Source organism: Ornithinimicrobium sp. CNJ-824, from assembly GCF_001942405.1.
Taxonomy (GTDB): Bacteria; Actinomycetota; Actinomycetes; order Actinomycetales; family Dermatophilaceae; genus Ornithinicoccus; species Ornithinicoccus kibberensis.
In genome coordinates this window covers 1-18,036 of record NZ_MKKA01000001.1, presented here as the reverse complement: position 1 = coordinate 18,036, position 18,036 = coordinate 1, and the positions used below count along the sequence as shown (strand labels likewise).

Below are 18,036 nucleotides of genomic sequence, written 5' to 3'. Positions count from 1 at the left end.
CGAGTGAGACACATGGGACTTGAGGACAAGATCCCCGGCGGCATCCTGCTGACGACCGTCGAGGGCATCGCCGGGCAGCTGCGGCAGCAGTCGGTGTGGCCGGCCACCTTCGGCCTGGCCTGCTGCGCGATCGAGATGATGGCGGTCGGGACCCCCGACTACGACATCGCCCGGTTCGGGATGGAGCGCTTCGCCGCGACCCCCCGCCAGGCCGACCTGATGATCGTCGCCGGGCGCGTCTCGCAGAAGATGGCCCCCGTCGTGCGGCAGGTCTACGACCAGATGCCCAACCCCAAGTGGGTCATCTCCATGGGCGTGTGCGCCAGCTCGGGCGGCATGTTCAACAACTACGCGATCGTCCAGGGCGTGGACCACATCGTCCCGGTCGACGTCTACCTGCCCGGCTGTCCGCCACGCCCCGAGATGCTGCTCAACGCCATCCTGGAGCTGCAGCGCCAGATCCGGGAGTTCAAGTTCGGCGTCCACCGCGAGCAGGCGGCGAGGGCGGCCGAGGCCGCCGCGCTGGCCGCCGTGCCCCGGCAGGAGATGAAGGGGCTGCTGGCATGAGCGAGGAGAAGACCCCTCCCGCGGACGGAAGCACCCGCGACGAGGTCCACCAGCCACGTCAGGACGAGGACCAGCTCGCGGACACCACGCACGCCCAGGAGGGCGCGTCCTCCGCGGTCCCCGCCCGGTCGGGCACGCCCGGCGAACCGGTGCAGGTGGGTTCCCGACGGGGCATGTTCGGGGGCTCCCTGGGCACGGACACCAGCGGGTACGGCGGTCTGCAGGCCCCCGTCCTCTACCCGGGTGCGGCCGAGCCGCCCTACGGCTCCTACTTCGACGAGGTCGTCGAGGCGCTGCGGGACGCCGCGCCCGAGGCGTTCGAGGCCGGCGTCGAGCGGGTCGTCGTCGACCGCGGCGAGCTGACGCTGGTCACCCGCCGCGAGCAGCTCCGCGAGCTGCTCCAGCCGCTGCGCGACGACGCCCGCCTGCGCTTCGAGATGTGCAACGGCGTCTCGGGGGTGCACCTGCCCGGGCACGAGGGTGCCGAGCTGCACGCCGTCTACCACTTCCTGTCGATCACCAACGGCGGACGCCGGGTGCGGTTCGAGGTGACCTGCCCCGACGCCGATCCGCACATCCCCTCGATCGTGGACATCTACCCCGGCAACGACTGGCACGAGCGGGAGACCTTCGACATGTTCGGGATCGTCTTCGGCGGCCACCCGGGCCTGACGCGGATCCTCATGCCCGACGACTGGGCCGGCCACCCCCAGCGCAAGGACTACCCGCTCGGCGGGGTCCCGGTGGAGTACAAGGGCGCCACGATCCCCGCCCCGGACCAGCGGAGGAGCTACTCGTGACCATCGACCCGACCGCCCGTGGCGGCAAGATCACCGACCCGGAGCACGGCGACCCCGAGGCCGACTACGCCGACACCAAGCCCGACGAGGGCGGCGAGCGCCGGGTGCGGGCGTCCACGGACTACTACTCCACGGCCGGCCCCTCCGTGGAGACCGTCGAGAGCGACCCCGTCTTCGACGCGGCCGGCGGCGGCGACTGGGACGACATCGCCCAGGACGTCTCGACCCTCGGCGCCGAGCGGATCGTGGTCAACATGGGTCCGCAGCACCCCTCGACCCACGGCGTGCTCCGGCTCGTCCTCGAGCTCGACGGGGAGACCGTCCGCGAGGCCCGGGCCGGCATCGGCTTCCTGCACACCGGGATCGAGAAGAACATGGAGTTCCGCACCTGGGTGCAGGGCACCACGTTCTGCACCCGGATGGACTACCTGACGCCGATCTTCAACGAGGCCGCCTACAGCCTGGCGGTGGAGAAGCTGCTGGGCATCACCGACCAGGTCCCGCAGCGGGCCAGCGACATCCGTGTGCTCACCATGGAGCTCAACCGGATCTCCTCCCACCTCATCGCCCTGGCCACCGGCGGCATGGAGCTGGGCGCCACGACGATCATGACGACCGGCTTCCGCGAGCGGGAACGCATCCTGCGCTTCCTGGAGGCCATCTCCGGCCTGCGGATGAACCACGCCTACGTCCGGCCCGGTGGTGTCGCCCAGGACGTGCTCCCCGAGCACCTGGACCAGCTGGAGGCCGAGCTGCCCGAGCTGCGCCGGGGGATCCGGCAGCTGGAGACCCTGCTGCTGGAGAACCCGGTCTTCAAGGGCCGCACCGTCGACGTGGGCTACCTGTCCCTGTCCGGCTGCATGGCCCTGGGGGTCACCGGCCCGATCCTGCGCTCGACCGGCCTGCCGCACGACCTGCGCAAGCTGAACCCCTACTGCGGCTACGAGACCTACGAGTTCGACGTGCCGACCCGCCGCGACGCCGATGCCTACGCCAGGGTCGTCATCCGGTTCGAGGAGATCTGGCAGTCCCTGCGGATCGCCGACCAGGCCATCGAACGGCTGCGCGCGAGCCAGGGCGAGCCGGTGATGGTGGCGGACAAGAAGATCGCCTGGCCCGCCCAGCTGTCCGTGGGCGCCGACGGGCAGGGCAACAGCCTGGACCACATCCGCGAGATCATGGGCGAGTCCATGGAGGCGCTCATCCACCACTTCAAGCTGGTCACCGAGGGCTTCCGGGTCCCGCCGGGGCAGGTCTACTCCGCGATCGAGTCGCCCAAGGGCGAGCTCGGCGTGCACCTGGTCTCCGACGGCGCACCCGGCCCTACCGGGCCCACTTCCGGGACCCCAGCTTCCACAACCTGCAGGCGGCGTCGGCGCTGGCGGAGGGCGGCCTCATCGCCGACGTCATCGTCGCCGTCGCATCGATCGACCCCGTGATGGGAGGCGTGGACCGATGACCACCCACACCGACGGAGGGGCGCAGCCCGGCTCCGGCCCCGCAGGGCACGACGCCCACGGGGAGGCGCCGCTGCACCACCACACGCCGCTGCACGCCTCCGAGGAACCCTACGCCGACGACGTGCTCGAGGCGCTGCGCGCGGACGCGGCCCAGATCGTGGCCCGCTACCCGCAGAAGCGCTCGGCCCTGCTCCCGCTGCTGCACCTGGTCCAGTCGGTGGACGGCTACGTCACCGGCCGCGGCGTGCAGTTCTGCGCCGAGCAGCTCGAGCTGACGACGGCCGAGGTCAGCGGCGTCGCGACGTTCTACACCCAGTACAAGCGGCACCCCAACGGGGACTACACCGTCGGGGTGTGCACCAACACCCTCTGCGCGGTGATGGGTGGTGACCAGATCTTCGACGAGGTCAGCGAGCACCTGGGCGTCGGGCACGACGAGACGACCGAGGACGGCCGGATCACCCTCGAACGGGTCGAGTGCAACGCGGCCTGCGACTACGCGCCGGTCGTCATGGTCAACTGGGAGTTCTTCGACCAGCAGACCCCCGACTCCACCAAGCAGCTGGTGGACCGGCTCCGCGCCGGCGAGGAGGTCGCCCCCACCCGCGGGCCCTCCCGGGTCTGCAGCTTCAAGCAGATCTCCCGGGTGCTGGCCGGGTTCCCCGACGGCCTCGCCGACGAGGGGCCGGGCGCGGGAGGGCCCTCCCTGGAGGGGCTGCGCGTGGCCGAGGAGCACGGCTGGACGGCCCCGGTGTCCCAGAAGGACGAGCAGCCGGGCACCGACCAGGAGGCCACCGCCGAGGGCCGTGCGGGCGGCCTGTCCGCCGGCCGGCACACGTCGGTCAACGCGCCCACCAACGAGCCCGACGAGAAGCCGGGCGACGCCGAGGTCGGCGACGGCACGCCGGCCGGGGAGAAGGAGGACGGCCAGTGAGCACGCAGCTGACCCCGATCCTGACCAGGTTCTGGGACGACCCCCGGTCCTGGACGATGGAGACCTACGAGGCCAACGAGGGCTACCAGGCCCTCCGGCGCGCCCTCGAGACCCCGGCCGAGGACCTCGTCCAGGCGGCCAAGGACTCCGGCCTGCGCGGCCGTGGCGGCGCCGGCTTCCCCACCGGGATGAAGTGGGGCTTCCTGCCTCCGCCGGACGGCGGCCCCCGCTACCTGGTGGTCAACGCCGACGAGTCCGAGCCGGGCACCTGCAAGGACATCCCGCTGCTCATGGCGGCGCCCCAGTTCCTCATCGAGGGCATGGTCATCACCAGCTACGCCATCGGCTGCCACCACGCGTTCATCTACCTGCGCGGGGAGACGGTGCACGTCTACCGCCGGCTCATGCGCGCGGTGGAGGAGGCCTACGCCAAGGGCTACCTGGGCAAGGACATCCTCGGGTCCGGCTTCGACCTGGACATCACCGTGCACGCGGGCGCCGGTGCCTACATCTGCGGCGAGGAGACGGCCCTGCTGGACTCCCTCGAGGGGCGCCGCGGGCAGCCGCGCCTCAAGCCGCCCTTCCCGGCGGTCGCCGGGCTCTACGCGCGGCCGACCGTGGTCAACAACGTCGAGAGCATCGCCTCGATCCCGCCGATCGTGCTGCACGGGGCCGACTGGTTCGCCGACATGGGCACCGAGAAGTCGAAGGGCTTCGGCATCTTCAGCCTCTCCGGCCACGTCACCCGGCCCGGCCAGTACGAGGCGCCGCTGGGCATCACGCTGCGCGAGCTGCTCGAGATGGCCGGCGGGATCCGGGAGGGGCACCGGCTGAAGTTCTGGACCCCCGGGGGATCCTCGACGCCGATCTTCACCGACGCCCACCTCGACGTGCCGCTCGACTTCGAGTCCGTCGCGGCCGAGGGGTCGATGCTCGGCACCCGCGCGCTGCAGATCTTCGACGAGACCACGTCGGTGGTGCGCGCGGTCTCCCGCTGGACCGACTTCTACGCCCACGAGTCCTGCGGCAAGTGCACCCCCTGCCGCGAGGGCACCTTCTGGCTCAAGCAGATCATGATGCGGCTGGAGGCGGGCAAGGGTCTGCCGGGCGACATCGAGAAGCTCGACGACATCTGCGACAACATCCTCGGCCGGGCCTTCTGCGCCCTGGGTGACGGCGCCACCAGCCCGATCACCTCGGCCATCAAGTACTTCCGGGACGAGTTCGAGGCGGGCATGCACACCCCGTGGCACGAGCTGTTCCCGGCCGAGCGCTCGACGCTGTTCGCGAAGGAGACGCAGCCCGCATGAGTGTCAACACCTCTCCGGCCGCCGGCGGCAACGCCGTGACCGACGGCGGCAACGCCGAGCCCCCCGCCGAGCCGGACGTCAAGAAGGTCACGCTGACCATCGACGACGTCCCGGTCAGCGTCCCCGAGGGCACGCTGGTCATCCGGGCCGCCGAGGAGGTCGGGATCCAGATCCCCCGCTTCTGCGACCACCCCCTCCTCGACCCCGTCGGCGCGTGCCGGCAGTGCCTCGTCGACGTGGCGATGCCGGACCGCGAGGCAACGTCAAGCCGATGCCCAAGCCGCAGGCTCCTGCACGATGACCGTCTCCGAGGGCATGGTCGTCAACACCCAGCACACCAGCCCGGTCGCCGACAAGGCCCAGCACGGCGTGATGGAGATGCTGCTCATCAACCACCCGCTCGACTGCCCCGTCTGCGACAAGGGCGGCGAGTGCCCCCTGCAGAACCAGGCGATGTCCAGCGGACGGCCGACCTCACGCTTCGACGACATCAAGCGGACCTTCCCCAAGCCGATCAACATCTCCTCCCAGGTCCTCCTGGACCGCGAGCGCTGCGTCCTGTGCGCGCGCTGCACCCGCTTCTCCGACCAGATCGCCGGCGACCCGTTCATCGCGCTCATCGAGCGCGGCGCGCTCCAGCAGGTCGGGATCTACGAGGAGAAGCCGTTCGAGAGCTACTTCTCGGGCAACACCGTGCAGATCTGCCCCGTCGGCGCGCTGACGGGGGCGGCCTACCGCTTCCGGTCCCGCCCGTTCGACCTCGTCTCGACCCCCAGCGTCTGCGAGCACTGCGCCTCCGGGTGCGCGATCCGGACCGACCACCGGCGCGGCACCGTCCTGCGCCGGATGGCGCTGGACGACCCCGCGGTCAACGAGGAGTGGAACTGCGACAAGGGCCGCTGGGCCTTCACCTACCCGACCCTGCCCGACCGGCTGCGCGACCCGGTGGCACGCGGCGAGGACGGGCAGTACGCCGTCGTGCCCTGGCGCGCCGCCTACCAGGCCGCGGCGCGCGGCCTCGCCGCGGCCCGCGACGCCGGCGGCGTCGGTCTGCTCGTGGGTGGCCGGGCCAGCGTCGAGGACGCCTACGCCTGGGGCAAGTTCGCCCGCGTCGCCGTCGGGACCAACGACGTCGACCACCGCGCCCGTCCGCACAGCGCGGAGGAGGCCGACTTCCTCGCCGCCAGCGTCGTGGGCCGGCGCGACGTCAGCTACGAGACCCTGGAGAACGCCTCCTCGGTGCTCCTCGTCGGCCTGGAGCCGGAGGAGGAGAGCCCGATCGTCTTCCTCCGCCTGCGCAAGGCGGTCCGGCGCAACAAGACCCAGGTCTACGCGGTGGCCCCCTTCGCCACCCGGGGCCTGACCAAGATGGACGGGACCCTGCTGGCGTCCGCCCCCGGGACGGAGGCCGAGGTGCTCGGAGCGCTGGCCGGACGTCGCCGCCAGGGTGGCGAGCCGGTCGACGGCACGGCCGTTCCGCTGGACGTCGAGGGCGGCCCCGTCAACGAGTACCACGCGGCCTCCGACTCCCTCGGCGCCGGCTCGGTCATCCTCGTGGGCGAGCGCATGGCCACCGTGCCCGGGGCGCTGTCCGGTGCCGCCGCGCTGGCCGAGCTCACCGGTGCCGCCCTGGCCTGGGTGCCGCGCCGCGCCGGGGAGCGCGGTGCCGTCGAGGTCGGGGCGATGCCCAACCTGCTGCCCGGTGGCCGGCCCGTGGCCGACGACACCGCCCGGGAGGACCTGGCCGCGACCTGGGCCGCCGGCCGCGCCCTCCCCGGGACCGCGGGCCGGGACACCGGCGAGATCCTCGCCGCAGCGGCCCGCGGCGAGCTCTCCGCGCTGGTCGTCGGCGGCGTCGAGGTCGAGGACCTGCCCGACCCCGAGCTGGCCCGGCAGGCCCTCGCCAACACCTTCGTCGTCTCCCTGGAGGTGCGGGAGAGCACCGTGCACGAGTACGCCGACGTCATCCTCCCGGTCGCCCCGCAGCAGGAGAAGTCCGGCGCCTACGCCACCTGGGAGGGTCGCCTGCGACCGTTCGAGAAGGCGCTCGACTCCGCCTCCTCCTCCGACCACGTGGTCCTGGACCGTCTGGCCGAGGCCATGGGCGTGCGCCTGGGCACGGCCACCGTCTCGGCGGTCCGGCAGGAGCTGACGGCGCTCGGGACGGTCTCCGGCGCCTCGCCGGCCCCGCAGGTCTCCCCGTCCGGTCCCGCCGCACCGGGGGAGGGCGAGGCCGTGCTGGCCACCTGGCACCACCTGCTGGACGCCGGTGCGCTCCAGGACGGCGAGCCCTTCCTGGCCGGCACCGCGCCGCGGCCGGTCGCCCGGATCTCGGCGGCCACCGCCGCCACGGCCGGGGTCGCCGACGGCGAGCTGCTCGCCGTGGCCACCGACCGGGGCGAGATCGTCCTGCCGGTCGTAGTCACCGCGATGCACGACGCGTCGTGTGGCTGCCGACCAACTCCGCCGGCTCGGCCGTGCGCGCGACCCTGGGGGTCGACGCCGGTGCGGTCGTGCGCATCTCGGCCGCGCCCGCGGCCGCCCCGCAGAACCCGCGAGGTGAGGCATGAGCATGCTGACGGCATACCCCGACCTGCTGGCGGCCGTCCCCCTGGTGACGGAGGACCTCCCGGCGGCCGACTTCAGCGACACCCCCCTGTGGCTGTCGTTCGTCAAGGCGGCGCTGGTCTTCGTCTACCTGCTGGTCCAGGTCGTCATCGTCATCTGGTTCGAGCGACGGGTCGTCGGGCGGATGCAGCAGCGTCCCGGCCCCAACCGGTTCGGTCCGCTGGGCATCCTGCAGACCGCCGCGGACGGGATCAAGCTCTTCCTCAAGGAGGACGTGACCCCCAAGAACGCCGACCGGCTGATGTTCTACGCGGCGCCGCTCCTCGTCGCCAGCCTGGCGTTCGTCTCCTTCGCGATCATCCCGATCGGCGGTGAGGTGCAGATGTTCGGGCACACCACGCCGCTGCAGCTGACCGACACCCCGGTGGCCGTGCTGCTGGTGCTGGCCGTGGCCGGCGTGGGCGCCTACGGCTTCGTGCTGGCCGGCTGGTCCTCGGGCTCGACCTACCCGCTGCTGGGCGGGCTGCGCTCGACGGCGCAGGTCGTCTCCTACGAGATCGCGATGGGCCTGTCCCTCGTGGCCGTCTTCCTCTACGCCGGGTCCATGTCGACCAGCCAGATCGTCGAGGCGCAGGCGCAGACCACGGTGCTCGGCCTGCCCATGTGGTACGCCGTGCCGCTGTTCTTCAGCTTCGTCGTCTACGTCATCACGATGGTGGGGGAGACCAACCGGCTGCCGTTCGACCTGGCCGAGGGTGAGGGTGAGCTCGGCGGCGGGTTCCACACCGAGTACTCCTCGATGAAGTTCGGCATGTTCTTCCTCGGCGAGTACATCAACATGTTCACCGTCTCGGGCCTGGCCACCACCCTGTTCCTGGGCGGCTGGCACGCGCCGTGGCCGATCAGCCTCATCGGTGACGGCATGTTCGACCAGGGCTGGTGGGGCGTGCTCTGGTTCACGCTCAAGATGTGGCTGTTCATCTGGTTCTACGTCTGGCTCCGCGGGACCCTGCCGCGGGTGCGCTACGACCAGTTCATGAAGCTGGGGTGGAAGATCCTCATCCCGCTCTCGCTCGTCTGGGTGATCGCGGTCATGATGATCCGCGCCGCCCAGGAGGGCTACTTCGGCGACGGCGTCTGGCCGCTCGTGCTGACCCTCATCATCATCGGCGTGTTCGTGGTGGCGGGGATCCTCGTCTGGGACCACTACACGCAACGACGGGCGGCCGAGCGCGAGGAGCAGATGGAGGTGCCGACCGAGGTGGACCCGTTCGCCGACGGCTACCCGGTGCCCCCGCTGCCGGGCCAGAAGCTCGTCGAACCCCGTCGCGCCGTGGGAGCCGCCCCGCCGGTGACCGCCGCCCGCGGCACGGCCGAGACCGACACGACCCCGGAGGACCGCCGTGGCTGACCCGACCGATCCGACCACCAGCGGGCCGGAGGAGGCCTCCCCGACCCGCCGTCCCCGCGCGGAAGCTCCGGCCCGCCAGGACGGCGCCAGCGACCCTACCGGCGGCAAGGAAGAGCCCGGGCTGCTCGGCCAGCTCTTCGCCCCGGTCGCCGGCTTCGGGGTGACCTTCGCCCAGCAGTTCCGCAAGGTCCCCACCCAGGAGTACCCCGAGGAGAAGCGGCCGACGGCCAAGCGCTTCCACGGGCGCCACCAGCTCAACCGGCACCCGGACGGGCTGGAGAAGTGCGTGGGCTGCGAGCTGTGCGCCTGGGCCTGCCCCGCCGACGCGATCTACGTCGAGGGCGCCGACAACATCGAGGGCGCCCGGTTCTCGCCCGGCGAGCGCTACGGCCGCGTCTACCAGATCAACTACCTGCGCTGCATCTTCTGCGGGCTGTGCATCGAGGCCTGCCCCACCCGGGCGCTGACGATGACCAACGAGTACGAGCTGGCCGACGACAGCCGCCGGCCGTTGATCTACGAGAAGCACCAGCTGCTCGCCCCGCTGCGCTCCGACATGCTCACGCCGCCCTTCCCGATGGCCGAGGGCATGGAGGAGCGGGACTACTACCGCGGCCACGTCACCGGGCCGACCCAGGCGCAGAAGGACCACGTCGCCGCGCGCGAGGCCCAGGCCGAGCACGCCGAGGGCGACCCGAACCACGAGGAGGTCCCCCGATGACCCCCACCCCCGGCGCCGAGGTCCTGGGCGGGGGTGAGAGCGTCGTCTTCTGGCTGCTGGCGGCCGTCACGGTCCTGGGGGCCCTGGGCCTGCTCTTCTCCCGCAAGGCGGTGCACGCCGCCATGGCCATGGCGATGACCATGGTCGGCCTGGGGATCCTCTACATCGTCCAGGACGCGGAGTTCGTGGGGATCATCCAGATCTTCGTCTACTCCGGCGCGGTGATGATGCTCTTCCTCTTCGTCGTCATGACGATCGGCGTGGACGCGTCCGACTCGCGGGTGGAGACCCTGCCCGGCCAGCGGTTCTGGGCCTTCCTGCTCGGTGGTCTGTTCGCGGCCGTGGCCGTCTTCGGCCTCAGCAGGGTGGCCTGGCCCCAGGGCGTGGGCCTGTCCCAGGTCCAGGCCGAGGGACCGGTCACCGCGCTGGCGCGGGAGATCTTCGAGCGGCAGGTGCTCTCCTTCGAGGTGCTCGGCGCCCTGCTCGTCATCGCGGTCATGGGGGCCATGGTGCTGGCGCACCGGGAGCGGCTGACCCCGCGCCGCACCCAGCGCGAGTGGAGCGAGGCCAAGATGCGCTCGGGCCGGTGGCTCGCGGGCAAGCCGAACCCGGGCGTCTACGCCCGGCACAACGCGGCCGACACCCCGGCGCTGGCGCCGGACGGCCGACCCGTGGAGGAGTCGGTCCCGCGGGTGCTGGTGGCCCGCGGCCAGGTCGGCTCGCCGTCCGCCTACCGGCTGCAGGACCCGCGGGAGACCTCGCTCGAGCACGAGCCGGAGCTCGTCGACGACACGCCCGCCGCCGACGCCGGTCACCAGGGTGCGGCCGAGCCCACCCAGACCGCGACCGGCGAGGTGGCCGCGGGAGCCCGCGTCCACGACTCCGGGACCGCGGTGACGACCGACGCAGGGACCCAGACCGGGGAGGGTGAGCGCTGATGGGGCTCGAGGCCTACATCTACCTGTCGGTGGTGCTGTTCACGCTCGGTGCCGTCACGGTGCTGATCCGGCGGAACACGATCATCGTCTTCATGGGCATCGAGCTCATGCTCAACGCCTGCAACCTGGCGCTGGTGACCTTCTCGCGCATGCACGGCACGCTGGAGGGACAGGTCTACGCCCTGTTCGTCATGGTCGTGGCCGCCGCGGAGGTCGTCGTCGGGCTGGCGATCATCATGGCCATCTTCCGTGCGCGCCGGTCGGCCTCGGTCGACGACGCCAACCTCTTGAAGCTGTAAGGAGCGAGCTGACGTGTCCTTGCTCGAATCGACGCTGCTCAGCGTCGCCCCTGCGGCCGCCGACATCGGCACCAACTCCGGGAGCTACGCCGTCGTCGACGGCGGCGTGGCGGCCGTGGGCTGGTTGATGGTCGCGCTGCCCCTGCTCGGTGCCGCGGTGCTGCTGCTGGGCGGCCGCGCGACCGACCGGTGGGGGCCGCTGCTGGCCACCGTGCTGTCCTGGTCGGCCTTCGTCGTCGGCGTCCTCGTCATCGTCCAGATGCTGGGCCTGGCCCCGGAGGACCGGGCGCTGCAGCTGCCGATGTGGGAGTGGGTGGCCGCCGGCTCCTTCTCCCTGACGGCCGGCCTGCTCATGGACCCGCTGTCGATGGCGTTCGTCATGCTCATCACGTTCGTGGGCTCGCTCATCCACGTGTACTCCCTTGGGTACATGGAGCACGACCCGGACAAGCGGCGGTTCTTCGCCTACCTCAACCTGTTCGTGGCGGCGATGCTGCTGCTCGTCCTGGCCGACTCCTACATGCTGCTCTTCGTCGGCTGGGAGGGTGTCGGGCTGGCCTCGTACCTGCTCATCGGGTTCTGGAACCACAACCCCGCCTTCGCCTCGGCGGCCAACAAGGCCTTCATCGTCAACCGGGTCGGCGACTTGGGGCTGATCACCGCGATGGCCCTGATGCTGGCCACCTTCGGCGCCCTGGACTTCGCCACCGTGCACGCCAACGCCTCCGGCGCGAGCGGCACCGTGCTGACGCTCATCGGGCTGGCCCTGCTGCTCGCCGCGACCGGCAAGTCGGCCCAGTTCCCCCTGCAGAGCTGGCTGGGCGACGCGATGGCCGGCCCGACGCCGGTGTCGGCCCTCATCCACGCCGCGACCATGGTCACCGCCGGCGTCTACCTCGTGGCCCGGTCCCAGGCCATCTACGACCTGACCCCCGACGCCCGCCTCGTGGTCGCCGTCGTCGGCGCGATCACCCTGCTCTACGGCGCGATCGTCGGCTCGGCCAAGGACGACATCAAGAAGGCGCTGGCCGCCTCGACGATGTCCCAGATCGGCTACATGATGCTGGCCGTGGGCCTGGGCCCGATCGGCTACGTCTACGCGATCTTCCACCTGCTCACCCACGGCTTCTTCAAGGCCGGGATGTTCCTGGGCGCCGGCTCGGTCATGCACGCGATGGGCGACCAGGTCGACATGCGGCGCTTCGGGGCGCTGTCCACGAAGGTGAAGATCACCTGGCTCACCTTCGCCGCCGGCTGGCTGGCCATCATCGGCTTCCCGTTCACCGCCGGGTGGTTCTCCAAGGACCACATCATCGAGTCGGCGTTCACCGCCCCGGGCTGGCAGGGCTGGGTCTTCGGCCTCGTCGCGCTCCTGGGCGCCGGGATCACCGCGTTCTACATGTCGCGGCTGTTCTTCATGACCTTCCACGGCAAGGCCCGCTGGACCGACGACGTGCACCCGCACGAGTCGCCGCTGACGATGACGGTGCCGATGATGGTGCTCGCCCTCGGCTCGCTCGTGCTGGGTGCCGTGCTCTACCCGACCGGCATCCTCACCGGCTGGCTCGACCCGGTGTTCGGCACCGCCGAGCACGGCGAGCCGCTGATCCCGCTCCTGGCGATCCAGGTCTCGGTCTTCGTCCTCATGCTCCTCGGCGCCGGGCTGGCGTGGAAGATGTACGCCGCCGGCGACGTCCCGCAGGAGGCCCCGCACGGGTCGGCGCTGACGCGCGCGGCCCGCCGGGACCTCTACCAGGACGACGTCAACGACACCTTCTTCGTCGGCCCCACCCGGACGCTGGCGAGGACGGCCGTCGAGACCGACCGCGACCTGGTCCAGGCCGGTCTCACCGGCGGCACCACCGCCGGCCTGACGGGCCTGGCCTCGTACCTGCGGAAGGCCCAGAACGGGTTCGTCCGCTCCTATGCCCTGACGATGCTGATCGGCGTCGTCGCCATCCTCGGTGCAGTGTGGGTGATGCAGTGATGAACTTTCCCTGGTTGACCACCCTGCTGGTGCTGCCGCTGCTCGGCGCGCTCGTGGTGGCCCTGCTTCCCCGGGCCAGCACCGCGGTGCGCCCGGTCGCGCTCGGCTTCTCGCTGCTGACCCTGGCGGTCGGCGTGGCGATGACCACGCAGTTCCGCACCGGCTCCGACGAGCCGTTCCAGCTGACCGAGACCTACTCGTGGATCCCGCAGTTCGGCGTCTCCTACGCCCTGGGCATCGACGGCATCTCGCTGACGATGATCCTCCTGGGGCTGGTGCTGGTGCCGATCTGCATCGTCGCCGCGTGGGACGACGTCCCCGCGGTCGACCGTCGCCAGCACACCTACTTCGCCCTCATGCTCGCGCTGGCGTCGATGATGGTCGGCGTCTTCGCGGCGGTCGACGTTTTCCTCTTCTACGTCTTCTTCGAGGCCATGCTCATCCCGGTGTTCTTCCTCATCGGGGTCTTCGGCGGGGCCCGCCGGTGGCAGGCCGCCACGACCTTCCTGCTCTACTCCCTCGTGGGCGGACTGGTCATGCTCGTCGCGGTGATCGGCGTCTACCTCGCCGGCCCCCGCGGGCCCGAGGGCTTCCTCGTCACCAACCTCACCGGGCTGGACCTGTCCGTGGCCGCGGGCCGCTGGCTGTTCGTCGGCTTCTTCATCGCCTTCGCGATCAAGGCGCCGATGTGGCCGGTGCACACCTGGCTGCCGCTGGCGGCCGAGCAGGCCCGCCCCGCCACCTCGGTGCTGCTGGTCGGCGTGCTCGACAAGGTCGGCACCTACGGCATGATCCGGTTCGTCGTGACGATGTTCCCGGAGGCGACCCAGTGGGCCACGCCGGTCATCCTGGCGCTGGCGCTGGTCTCGATGTTCGTCGGTGCCTTCCTGGCCATCGGGTCCAACGACATCCTGCGCCTCATCGCCTACACCTCGGTGAGCCACTTCGGCTTCATCGTGCTGGGCATCTTCGCCTTCACCACCGTCGGCGGCGCCGGGGCCACGCTCTACATGGTCAACCACGGCTTCACGACGGCAGGCCTGTTCCTCGTGGCCGGGATGCTCATCGTGCGCCGCGGCTCGCGGGACCTGCGCGACTTCGGCGGCTGGCAGCGGGTCACCCCGCTCATCGCCGGCTCGCTCCTGGTCGCCGGCCTCTCCGGGCTGGCCCTGCCCGGCCTGAACTCCTTCGTCAGCGAGTTCATGGTCATCATCGGGCTGTTCCAGCGGCACCCGTGGCTCGGCTTCCTCGCGGCCCTGGGCGTCATCCTGGCGGCGGTCTACATCCTGGTCATGTACCAGAAGCTGGCCACCGGCCCCCGGCCGCAGCTGGCCGACGTGCCGGACATGACCGGACGCGAGAAGTTCGTCGTCGCCCCGATCATCGCCGCGTTCCTCATCCTGGGGTTCTTCCCCCAGCCGGTCCTCGACGTCCTCGAGCCCGCCGTGGAGCAGACGCTCCAGCACGCGGGCGCGAGCGAGCCCGAGCCGGCCGTCGACACTGCTAACGCTGAGGGGAGTGGCCGCTGATGACCGACGTCTTCGTCGCGCCCGACATCGACTGGATCGCCCTGCTTCCGCTGATCATCGTCTTCGTCGGCGGTCTGGTCGGCGTCCTCGTGGAGGGCTTCGCGGGCCGGGCCAGCAGGTATGCGGTGCAGGTGCCCCTGTCCGTGGCCACCCTCGTGCTGGCCTTCGTCGCCCTCGTCGTGCTGGGCCCGGACCGGCAGGGCCGGACCGGGGCCGCGGTGCTGGTGCTGGACGGCCCCGCCCTGCTGCTGCAGGGCCTGGTCCTCGTGCTGGCGCTGCTGGGCCTGATGGTCATGGCCGAGCGGCTGGGCGGTGCCCAGGCGGACACCTTCACCCAGGCCGGCGCGCTCGTGCCGGGGTCCCCGGAGGAGTCCGACGCGACCCGGCGCGGGGCCACCACCACCGAGGTCTTCCCGCTGACGCTGATGTCGGTCGGCGGGATGATGCTGTTCGTCGCGGCGAACGACCTCCTGCTGCTGTTCATCGCGCTCGAGGTGCTCTCGCTGCCGCTCTACATCCTCGTGGGGCTGGCCCGCAGGCGTCGCCTGCTGTCCCAGGAGGCCTCGCTGAAGTACTTCCTGCTGGGCTCCTTCAGCTCGGCGTTCTACCTCTTCGGCGCCGTCCTGCTCTACGGCTACGCCGGCTCGATGCGCTTCGACCAGATCGCCCTGGCGATCTCCAGCAACGTGGGCATGGACGGCCTCCTCGTCCCCGGCGTCCTGCTGGTGGCGGTCGGCCTGCTGTTCAAGGTCGGCGCCGTGCCCTTCCACGCCTGGACCCCCGACGTCTACCAGGGCGCCCCGACCCCGGTCACCGGCTTCATGGCCGCCTGCACCAAGGTCGCCGCGTTCGGGGCCATGCTGCGGGTCTTCTACGTGGCCGTCGAGGGCGTCCGCGCGGAGTGGCAGCCGATCATCGCCGCCGTGGCCACCCTGTCCATGGTGGTCGGTGCGCTGATGGCGATCGTCCAGACCGACGTCAAGCGGATCCTGGCCTACTCCTCGGTCGCGCACGCCGGCTTCATCCTCGTGGGACTGATCTCGATGGACCAGGCCGGCATCTCCAGCACGATCTTCTACCTGGCCACCTACGGCTTCATGACCATCCCCGCCTTCGCCATCGTGGCCCTGGTCCGCTCCGCCGGCACCGAGGCCAGCCAGGTCGGTCAGTGGGCCGGGCTGGGGCGGCGCGCCCCGTGGCTGGCGGCAGCCTTCACCTTCCTCATGCTGGCCTTCACCGGCATCCCGCTGACGTCCGGCTTCACCGGCAAGTTCGCGGTCTTCTCGGCCGCGGTCAGCCAGGGCTGGGCGTGGCTCGCCGTGGTCGGCGTCCTGGCCAGCGCGGTCACCGCCTACATCTACTTCAAGCTGGTGGTGGTCATGTGGCTCGGCGACGAGGACGCCGGCGACACCACCGTGGTGAACCCGTCCCTGCTGACCACGACCGCCATCGTGGCGGGTCTGGTGGTCACGCTGGGTCTGGGCGTCATGCCGTCCCCGCTGCTCGACCTGGCGCAGAGCACCGCCACCTTCCTGCGGTGACGGTCGGCGCCAGCGCCGGAGCGCCCGCCGTCCCCACCATCCCGGGGATCGACGAGGCGCTCCAGGCGCGGGTCGTCGACGCGATGGAGGCGGTCGCCGCCCGGCTCGCCGAGGTGGTCGACCACGAGGACCCGTTCATCGCCGAGGCCTCGGGCCACCTGGCCGCCGCCGGCGGCAAACGCTTCCGTCCCCTGCTCACCGTCCTGGCCAGCGAGGTCGGGGGCGGCTGGAACGAGCAGGTGGTCGACGCCGCCGTCGGCGTCGAGCTGACCCACCTGGCCTCGCTCTACCACGACGACGTCATGGACGAGGCGGACCTGCGCCGCGGGGTCACCAGCGCCAACGCCCGGTACGGCAACTCCACCGCGATCCTCGTCGGCGACCTGCTCTTCGGCACCGCCTCCAGCGTGGTCGCCGGGCTGGGCGCCGAGGCCGTCCGGATCCAGGCCGACACCTTCGTGCGGCTGTGCGCGGGGCAGATCCGGGACGACCGGCAGGCCGCCCTGGGCGCCGAGGCGGCGGTCCTCGCCGGGGACGCCGACGACGACGGCGCGGTGGCGGCATACCTGCAGATCCTCGCGGACAAGACCGGCGCGCTCATCGCCACCGCCGCGCGCTACGGCGCGATGTTCGGGGGGTGCGACGAGGCGACCGTGCGGGCGCTGACCGCCTTCGGCGAGAAGCTCGGGGTCGTCTTCCAGCTCGCCGACGACCTGCTCGACGTCTCCTCCGACACCTCGGGCAAGCCGGCGGGGGCCGACCTGCGGGAGGGCAAGGCCACGCTGCCGGTGCTCTACGCGCGCACCTCCACCGACCCGGCCGACGCGCGGCTGGTCGAGCTGACGAGGCGTCCCGTCGAGGGTCCGGACGAGCTGGAGGAGGCGCTGCGTCTCCTCCGGGCGCACCCGGCGATGGACCAGGCCCGGCGGCACACCAGCCGGCTCGCCGACGAGGCCCGGGCGCTGCTCGACGAGGTGGGCGACGGCCCCGCCGTCGAGGCGCTACGGTCGTTGGTGGACGGCGTGGCCGAACGCTCCGTCTGACCGACGTCCGCCCCCTGCACCCAGGGTGGCGCCGAGCCCCGGAAGGAGCCACCGAGATGGACAGCGTCGACGAAGCGGCCGACGCCGGTGCGGACGGGCCCGCCGACGACCGCCGCATCCGCGTCTACCTGCTCGACGACCACGAGCTCGTGCGGCGCGGCCTGCACGGCCTGCTGTCGGCCGAGCCCGACCTGCTCATCGTCGGGGAGTCCGGGTCGGCGGTCGCCGCGGCGCGGGAGATCGTCGAGCTCGCCCCGGACGTGGCCGTGCTCGACGGCCGGCTGCCCGACGGCTCAGGCATCGAGGTCTGCCGGGAGGTGCGGGCCGCCAACCCCGACATCCGCGGGCTCATCCTCACCAGCTACGACGACGACGAGGCGCTCTTCGCGGCGATCATGGCCGGCGCCGACGGCTACGTCCTCAAGCAGATCGCCGGCAACGACCTCATCGACGGGATCCGCAGCGTCGCCTCGGGCCGGTCCCTCATCGACCCCTCCCTGGTCACCAAGGTCATGGACCGGCTGCGTCGCGGCGACCCGCAGGCCGACAAGCTCGCCCTGCTCACCGACCAGGAGCGGCGGATCCTGGAGCTGATCGCCGAGGGGATGACCAACCGGCAGATCGCCGCGACGATGTTCCTGGCCGAGAAGACGGTGAAGAACTACGTCACCAACGTCCTGGCCAAGCTGGGGCTGGAACGGCGCACGCAGGCGGCCGTGCTGGGCGCCAAGCTCTTCGACAAGTAGTCGCCCAGGGAGGGACCTTGGTCCTGGGCAGGTGTGGACCTGTTCCTCTACTACGGGGGGTCGTGTTGTGGGCATGGTGGGTAGTAGCCAAGCGGTACACACGATGAAGAGAAGGAGCTGGCTGTCATGACTGCTCGTAGCGAGATCAAGGTCGACCCCCACCTGGACGGTCTGGTGGCCGA

Annotated in this window: 13 protein-coding genes and 2 pseudogenes; all 15 read left to right on the top strand. The window is 71.5% G+C overall.

The annotated features are described in order from the left end of the window. Positions 1-12: 12 nt before the first annotated feature. The 15 genes and pseudogenes from BJF81_RS00075 (at position 13) to BJF81_RS00005 (ending at position 17,854) form a co-directional block, all read left to right on the top strand. Complete coding sequence (locus BJF81_RS00075; protein ID WP_075956649.1) at positions 13-567, top strand: NuoB/complex I 20 kDa subunit family protein; 555 nt, start codon at positions 13-15, stop codon at positions 565-567. Next, positions 564-1,367 carry an NADH-quinone oxidoreductase subunit C gene (locus BJF81_RS00070; protein ID WP_075956648.1) on the top strand — a complete coding sequence of 268 codons (804 nt, stop codon included), beginning with the start codon at positions 564-566 and terminating at the stop codon, positions 1,365-1,367. The genes BJF81_RS00075 and BJF81_RS00070 overlap by 4 nt, the downstream gene beginning before the upstream one ends. A gap of 146 nt (positions 1,368-1,513) precedes the next feature. Next, positions 1,514-2,826: pseudogene (locus tag BJF81_RS00065) on the top strand (NADH-quinone oxidoreductase subunit D). Then, positions 2,823-3,761: an NADH-quinone oxidoreductase subunit NuoE gene (gene nuoE / locus BJF81_RS00060; protein ID WP_083663860.1), complete on the top strand. Its 939-nt coding sequence runs from the start codon at positions 2,823-2,825 to the stop codon at positions 3,759-3,761. Before BJF81_RS00065 ends, nuoE begins: the two are co-directional and overlap by 4 nt. Beyond that, a complete protein-coding gene (gene nuoF / locus BJF81_RS00055; protein WP_075956647.1) occupies positions 3,758-5,071 on the top strand; it encodes an NADH-quinone oxidoreductase subunit NuoF in 1,314 nt (437 codons plus the stop codon). Before nuoE ends, nuoF begins: the two co-directional genes overlap by 4 nt. Next, a pseudogene (locus BJF81_RS00050) lies at positions 5,068-7,641 on the top strand (NADH-quinone oxidoreductase subunit G). The gene nuoF and the pseudogene BJF81_RS00050 overlap by 4 nt, the downstream one beginning before the upstream one ends. Then, entirely contained in the window at positions 7,638-9,050 is a 1,413-nt protein-coding gene (gene nuoH / locus BJF81_RS00045; protein WP_075956646.1) for an NADH-quinone oxidoreductase subunit NuoH, read from the top strand. The pseudogene BJF81_RS00050 and the gene nuoH overlap by 4 nt, the downstream one beginning before the upstream one ends. Then, on the top strand, positions 9,043-9,771 hold the full coding sequence (gene nuoI, locus BJF81_RS00040; protein WP_083663859.1) for an NADH-quinone oxidoreductase subunit NuoI: 729 nt from the start codon (positions 9,043-9,045) through the stop codon (positions 9,769-9,771). Before nuoH ends, nuoI begins: the two co-directional genes overlap by 8 nt. Next, the gene (locus BJF81_RS00035) at positions 9,768-10,709 is read left to right on the top strand and encodes an NADH-quinone oxidoreductase subunit J (protein WP_083663858.1); all 942 of its coding nucleotides are present in this window, start codon (positions 9,768-9,770) and stop codon (positions 10,707-10,709) included. Before nuoI ends, BJF81_RS00035 begins: the two co-directional genes overlap by 4 nt. Continuing rightward, entirely contained in the window at positions 10,709-11,008 is a 300-nt protein-coding gene (gene nuoK / locus BJF81_RS00030) for an NADH-quinone oxidoreductase subunit NuoK (RefSeq protein WP_075956645.1), read from the top strand. Before BJF81_RS00035 ends, nuoK begins: the two co-directional genes overlap by 1 nt. 127 nt (positions 11,009-11,135) lie before the next feature. Continuing rightward, positions 11,136-12,995, top strand: coding sequence for an NADH-quinone oxidoreductase subunit L (gene nuoL, locus BJF81_RS00025; protein WP_143780588.1), 1,860 nt, complete (start codon positions 11,136-11,138; stop codon positions 12,993-12,995). Further along, positions 12,995-14,524 (top strand): NADH-quinone oxidoreductase subunit M, encoded by a 1,530-nt coding sequence (locus BJF81_RS00020; RefSeq protein WP_075956644.1) that lies wholly within the window; start codon positions 12,995-12,997, stop codon positions 14,522-14,524. Before nuoL ends, BJF81_RS00020 begins: the two co-directional genes overlap by 1 nt. After that, positions 14,524-16,065 carry an NADH-quinone oxidoreductase subunit NuoN gene (nuoN, locus tag BJF81_RS00015; RefSeq protein WP_075956643.1) on the top strand — a complete coding sequence of 514 codons (1,542 nt, stop codon included), beginning with the start codon at positions 14,524-14,526 and terminating at the stop codon, positions 16,063-16,065. Before BJF81_RS00020 ends, nuoN begins: the two co-directional genes overlap by 1 nt. Then, a complete protein-coding gene (locus BJF81_RS00010; protein ID WP_075956642.1) occupies positions 16,062-17,108 on the top strand; it encodes a polyprenyl synthetase family protein in 1,047 nt (348 codons plus the stop codon). The genes nuoN and BJF81_RS00010 overlap by 4 nt, the downstream gene beginning before the upstream one ends. 56 nt (positions 17,109-17,164) lie before the next feature. Continuing rightward, positions 17,165-17,854 (top strand): response regulator, encoded by a 690-nt coding sequence (locus BJF81_RS00005; RefSeq protein ID WP_075956641.1) that lies wholly within the window; start codon positions 17,165-17,167, stop codon positions 17,852-17,854. Positions 17,855-18,036: the final 182 nt, after the last annotated feature.

What these genes read in the sequence shown, in the direction of transcription:
- BJF81_RS00075 (WP_075956649.1), top strand. Translation starts at nt 13, where the DNA reads ATGGGACTTGAGGACAAGATCCCCGGCGGCATCCTGCTGACGACCGTC.
- BJF81_RS00070 (WP_075956648.1), top strand. Translation starts at nt 564, where the DNA reads ATGAGCGAGGAGAAGACCCCTCCCGCGGACGGAAGCACCCGCGACGAG.
- nuoE (WP_083663860.1), top strand. Translation starts at nt 2,823, where the DNA reads ATGACCACCCACACCGACGGAGGGGCGCAGCCCGGCTCCGGCCCCGCA.
- nuoH (WP_075956646.1), top strand. Translation starts at nt 7,638, where the DNA reads ATGAGCATGCTGACGGCATACCCCGACCTGCTGGCGGCCGTCCCCCTG.
- BJF81_RS00035 (WP_083663858.1), top strand. Translation starts at nt 9,768, where the DNA reads ATGACCCCCACCCCCGGCGCCGAGGTCCTGGGCGGGGGTGAGAGCGTC.
- nuoK (WP_075956645.1), top strand. Translation starts at nt 10,709, where the DNA reads ATGGGGCTCGAGGCCTACATCTACCTGTCGGTGGTGCTGTTCACGCTC.
- nuoL (WP_143780588.1), top strand. Translation starts at nt 11,136, where the DNA reads ATGGTCGCGCTGCCCCTGCTCGGTGCCGCGGTGCTGCTGCTGGGCGGC.
- BJF81_RS00020 (WP_075956644.1), top strand. Translation starts at nt 12,995, where the DNA reads ATGAACTTTCCCTGGTTGACCACCCTGCTGGTGCTGCCGCTGCTCGGC.
- nuoN (WP_075956643.1), top strand. Translation starts at nt 14,524, where the DNA reads ATGACCGACGTCTTCGTCGCGCCCGACATCGACTGGATCGCCCTGCTT.
- BJF81_RS00005 (WP_075956641.1), top strand. Translation starts at nt 17,165, where the DNA reads ATGGACAGCGTCGACGAAGCGGCCGACGCCGGTGCGGACGGGCCCGCC.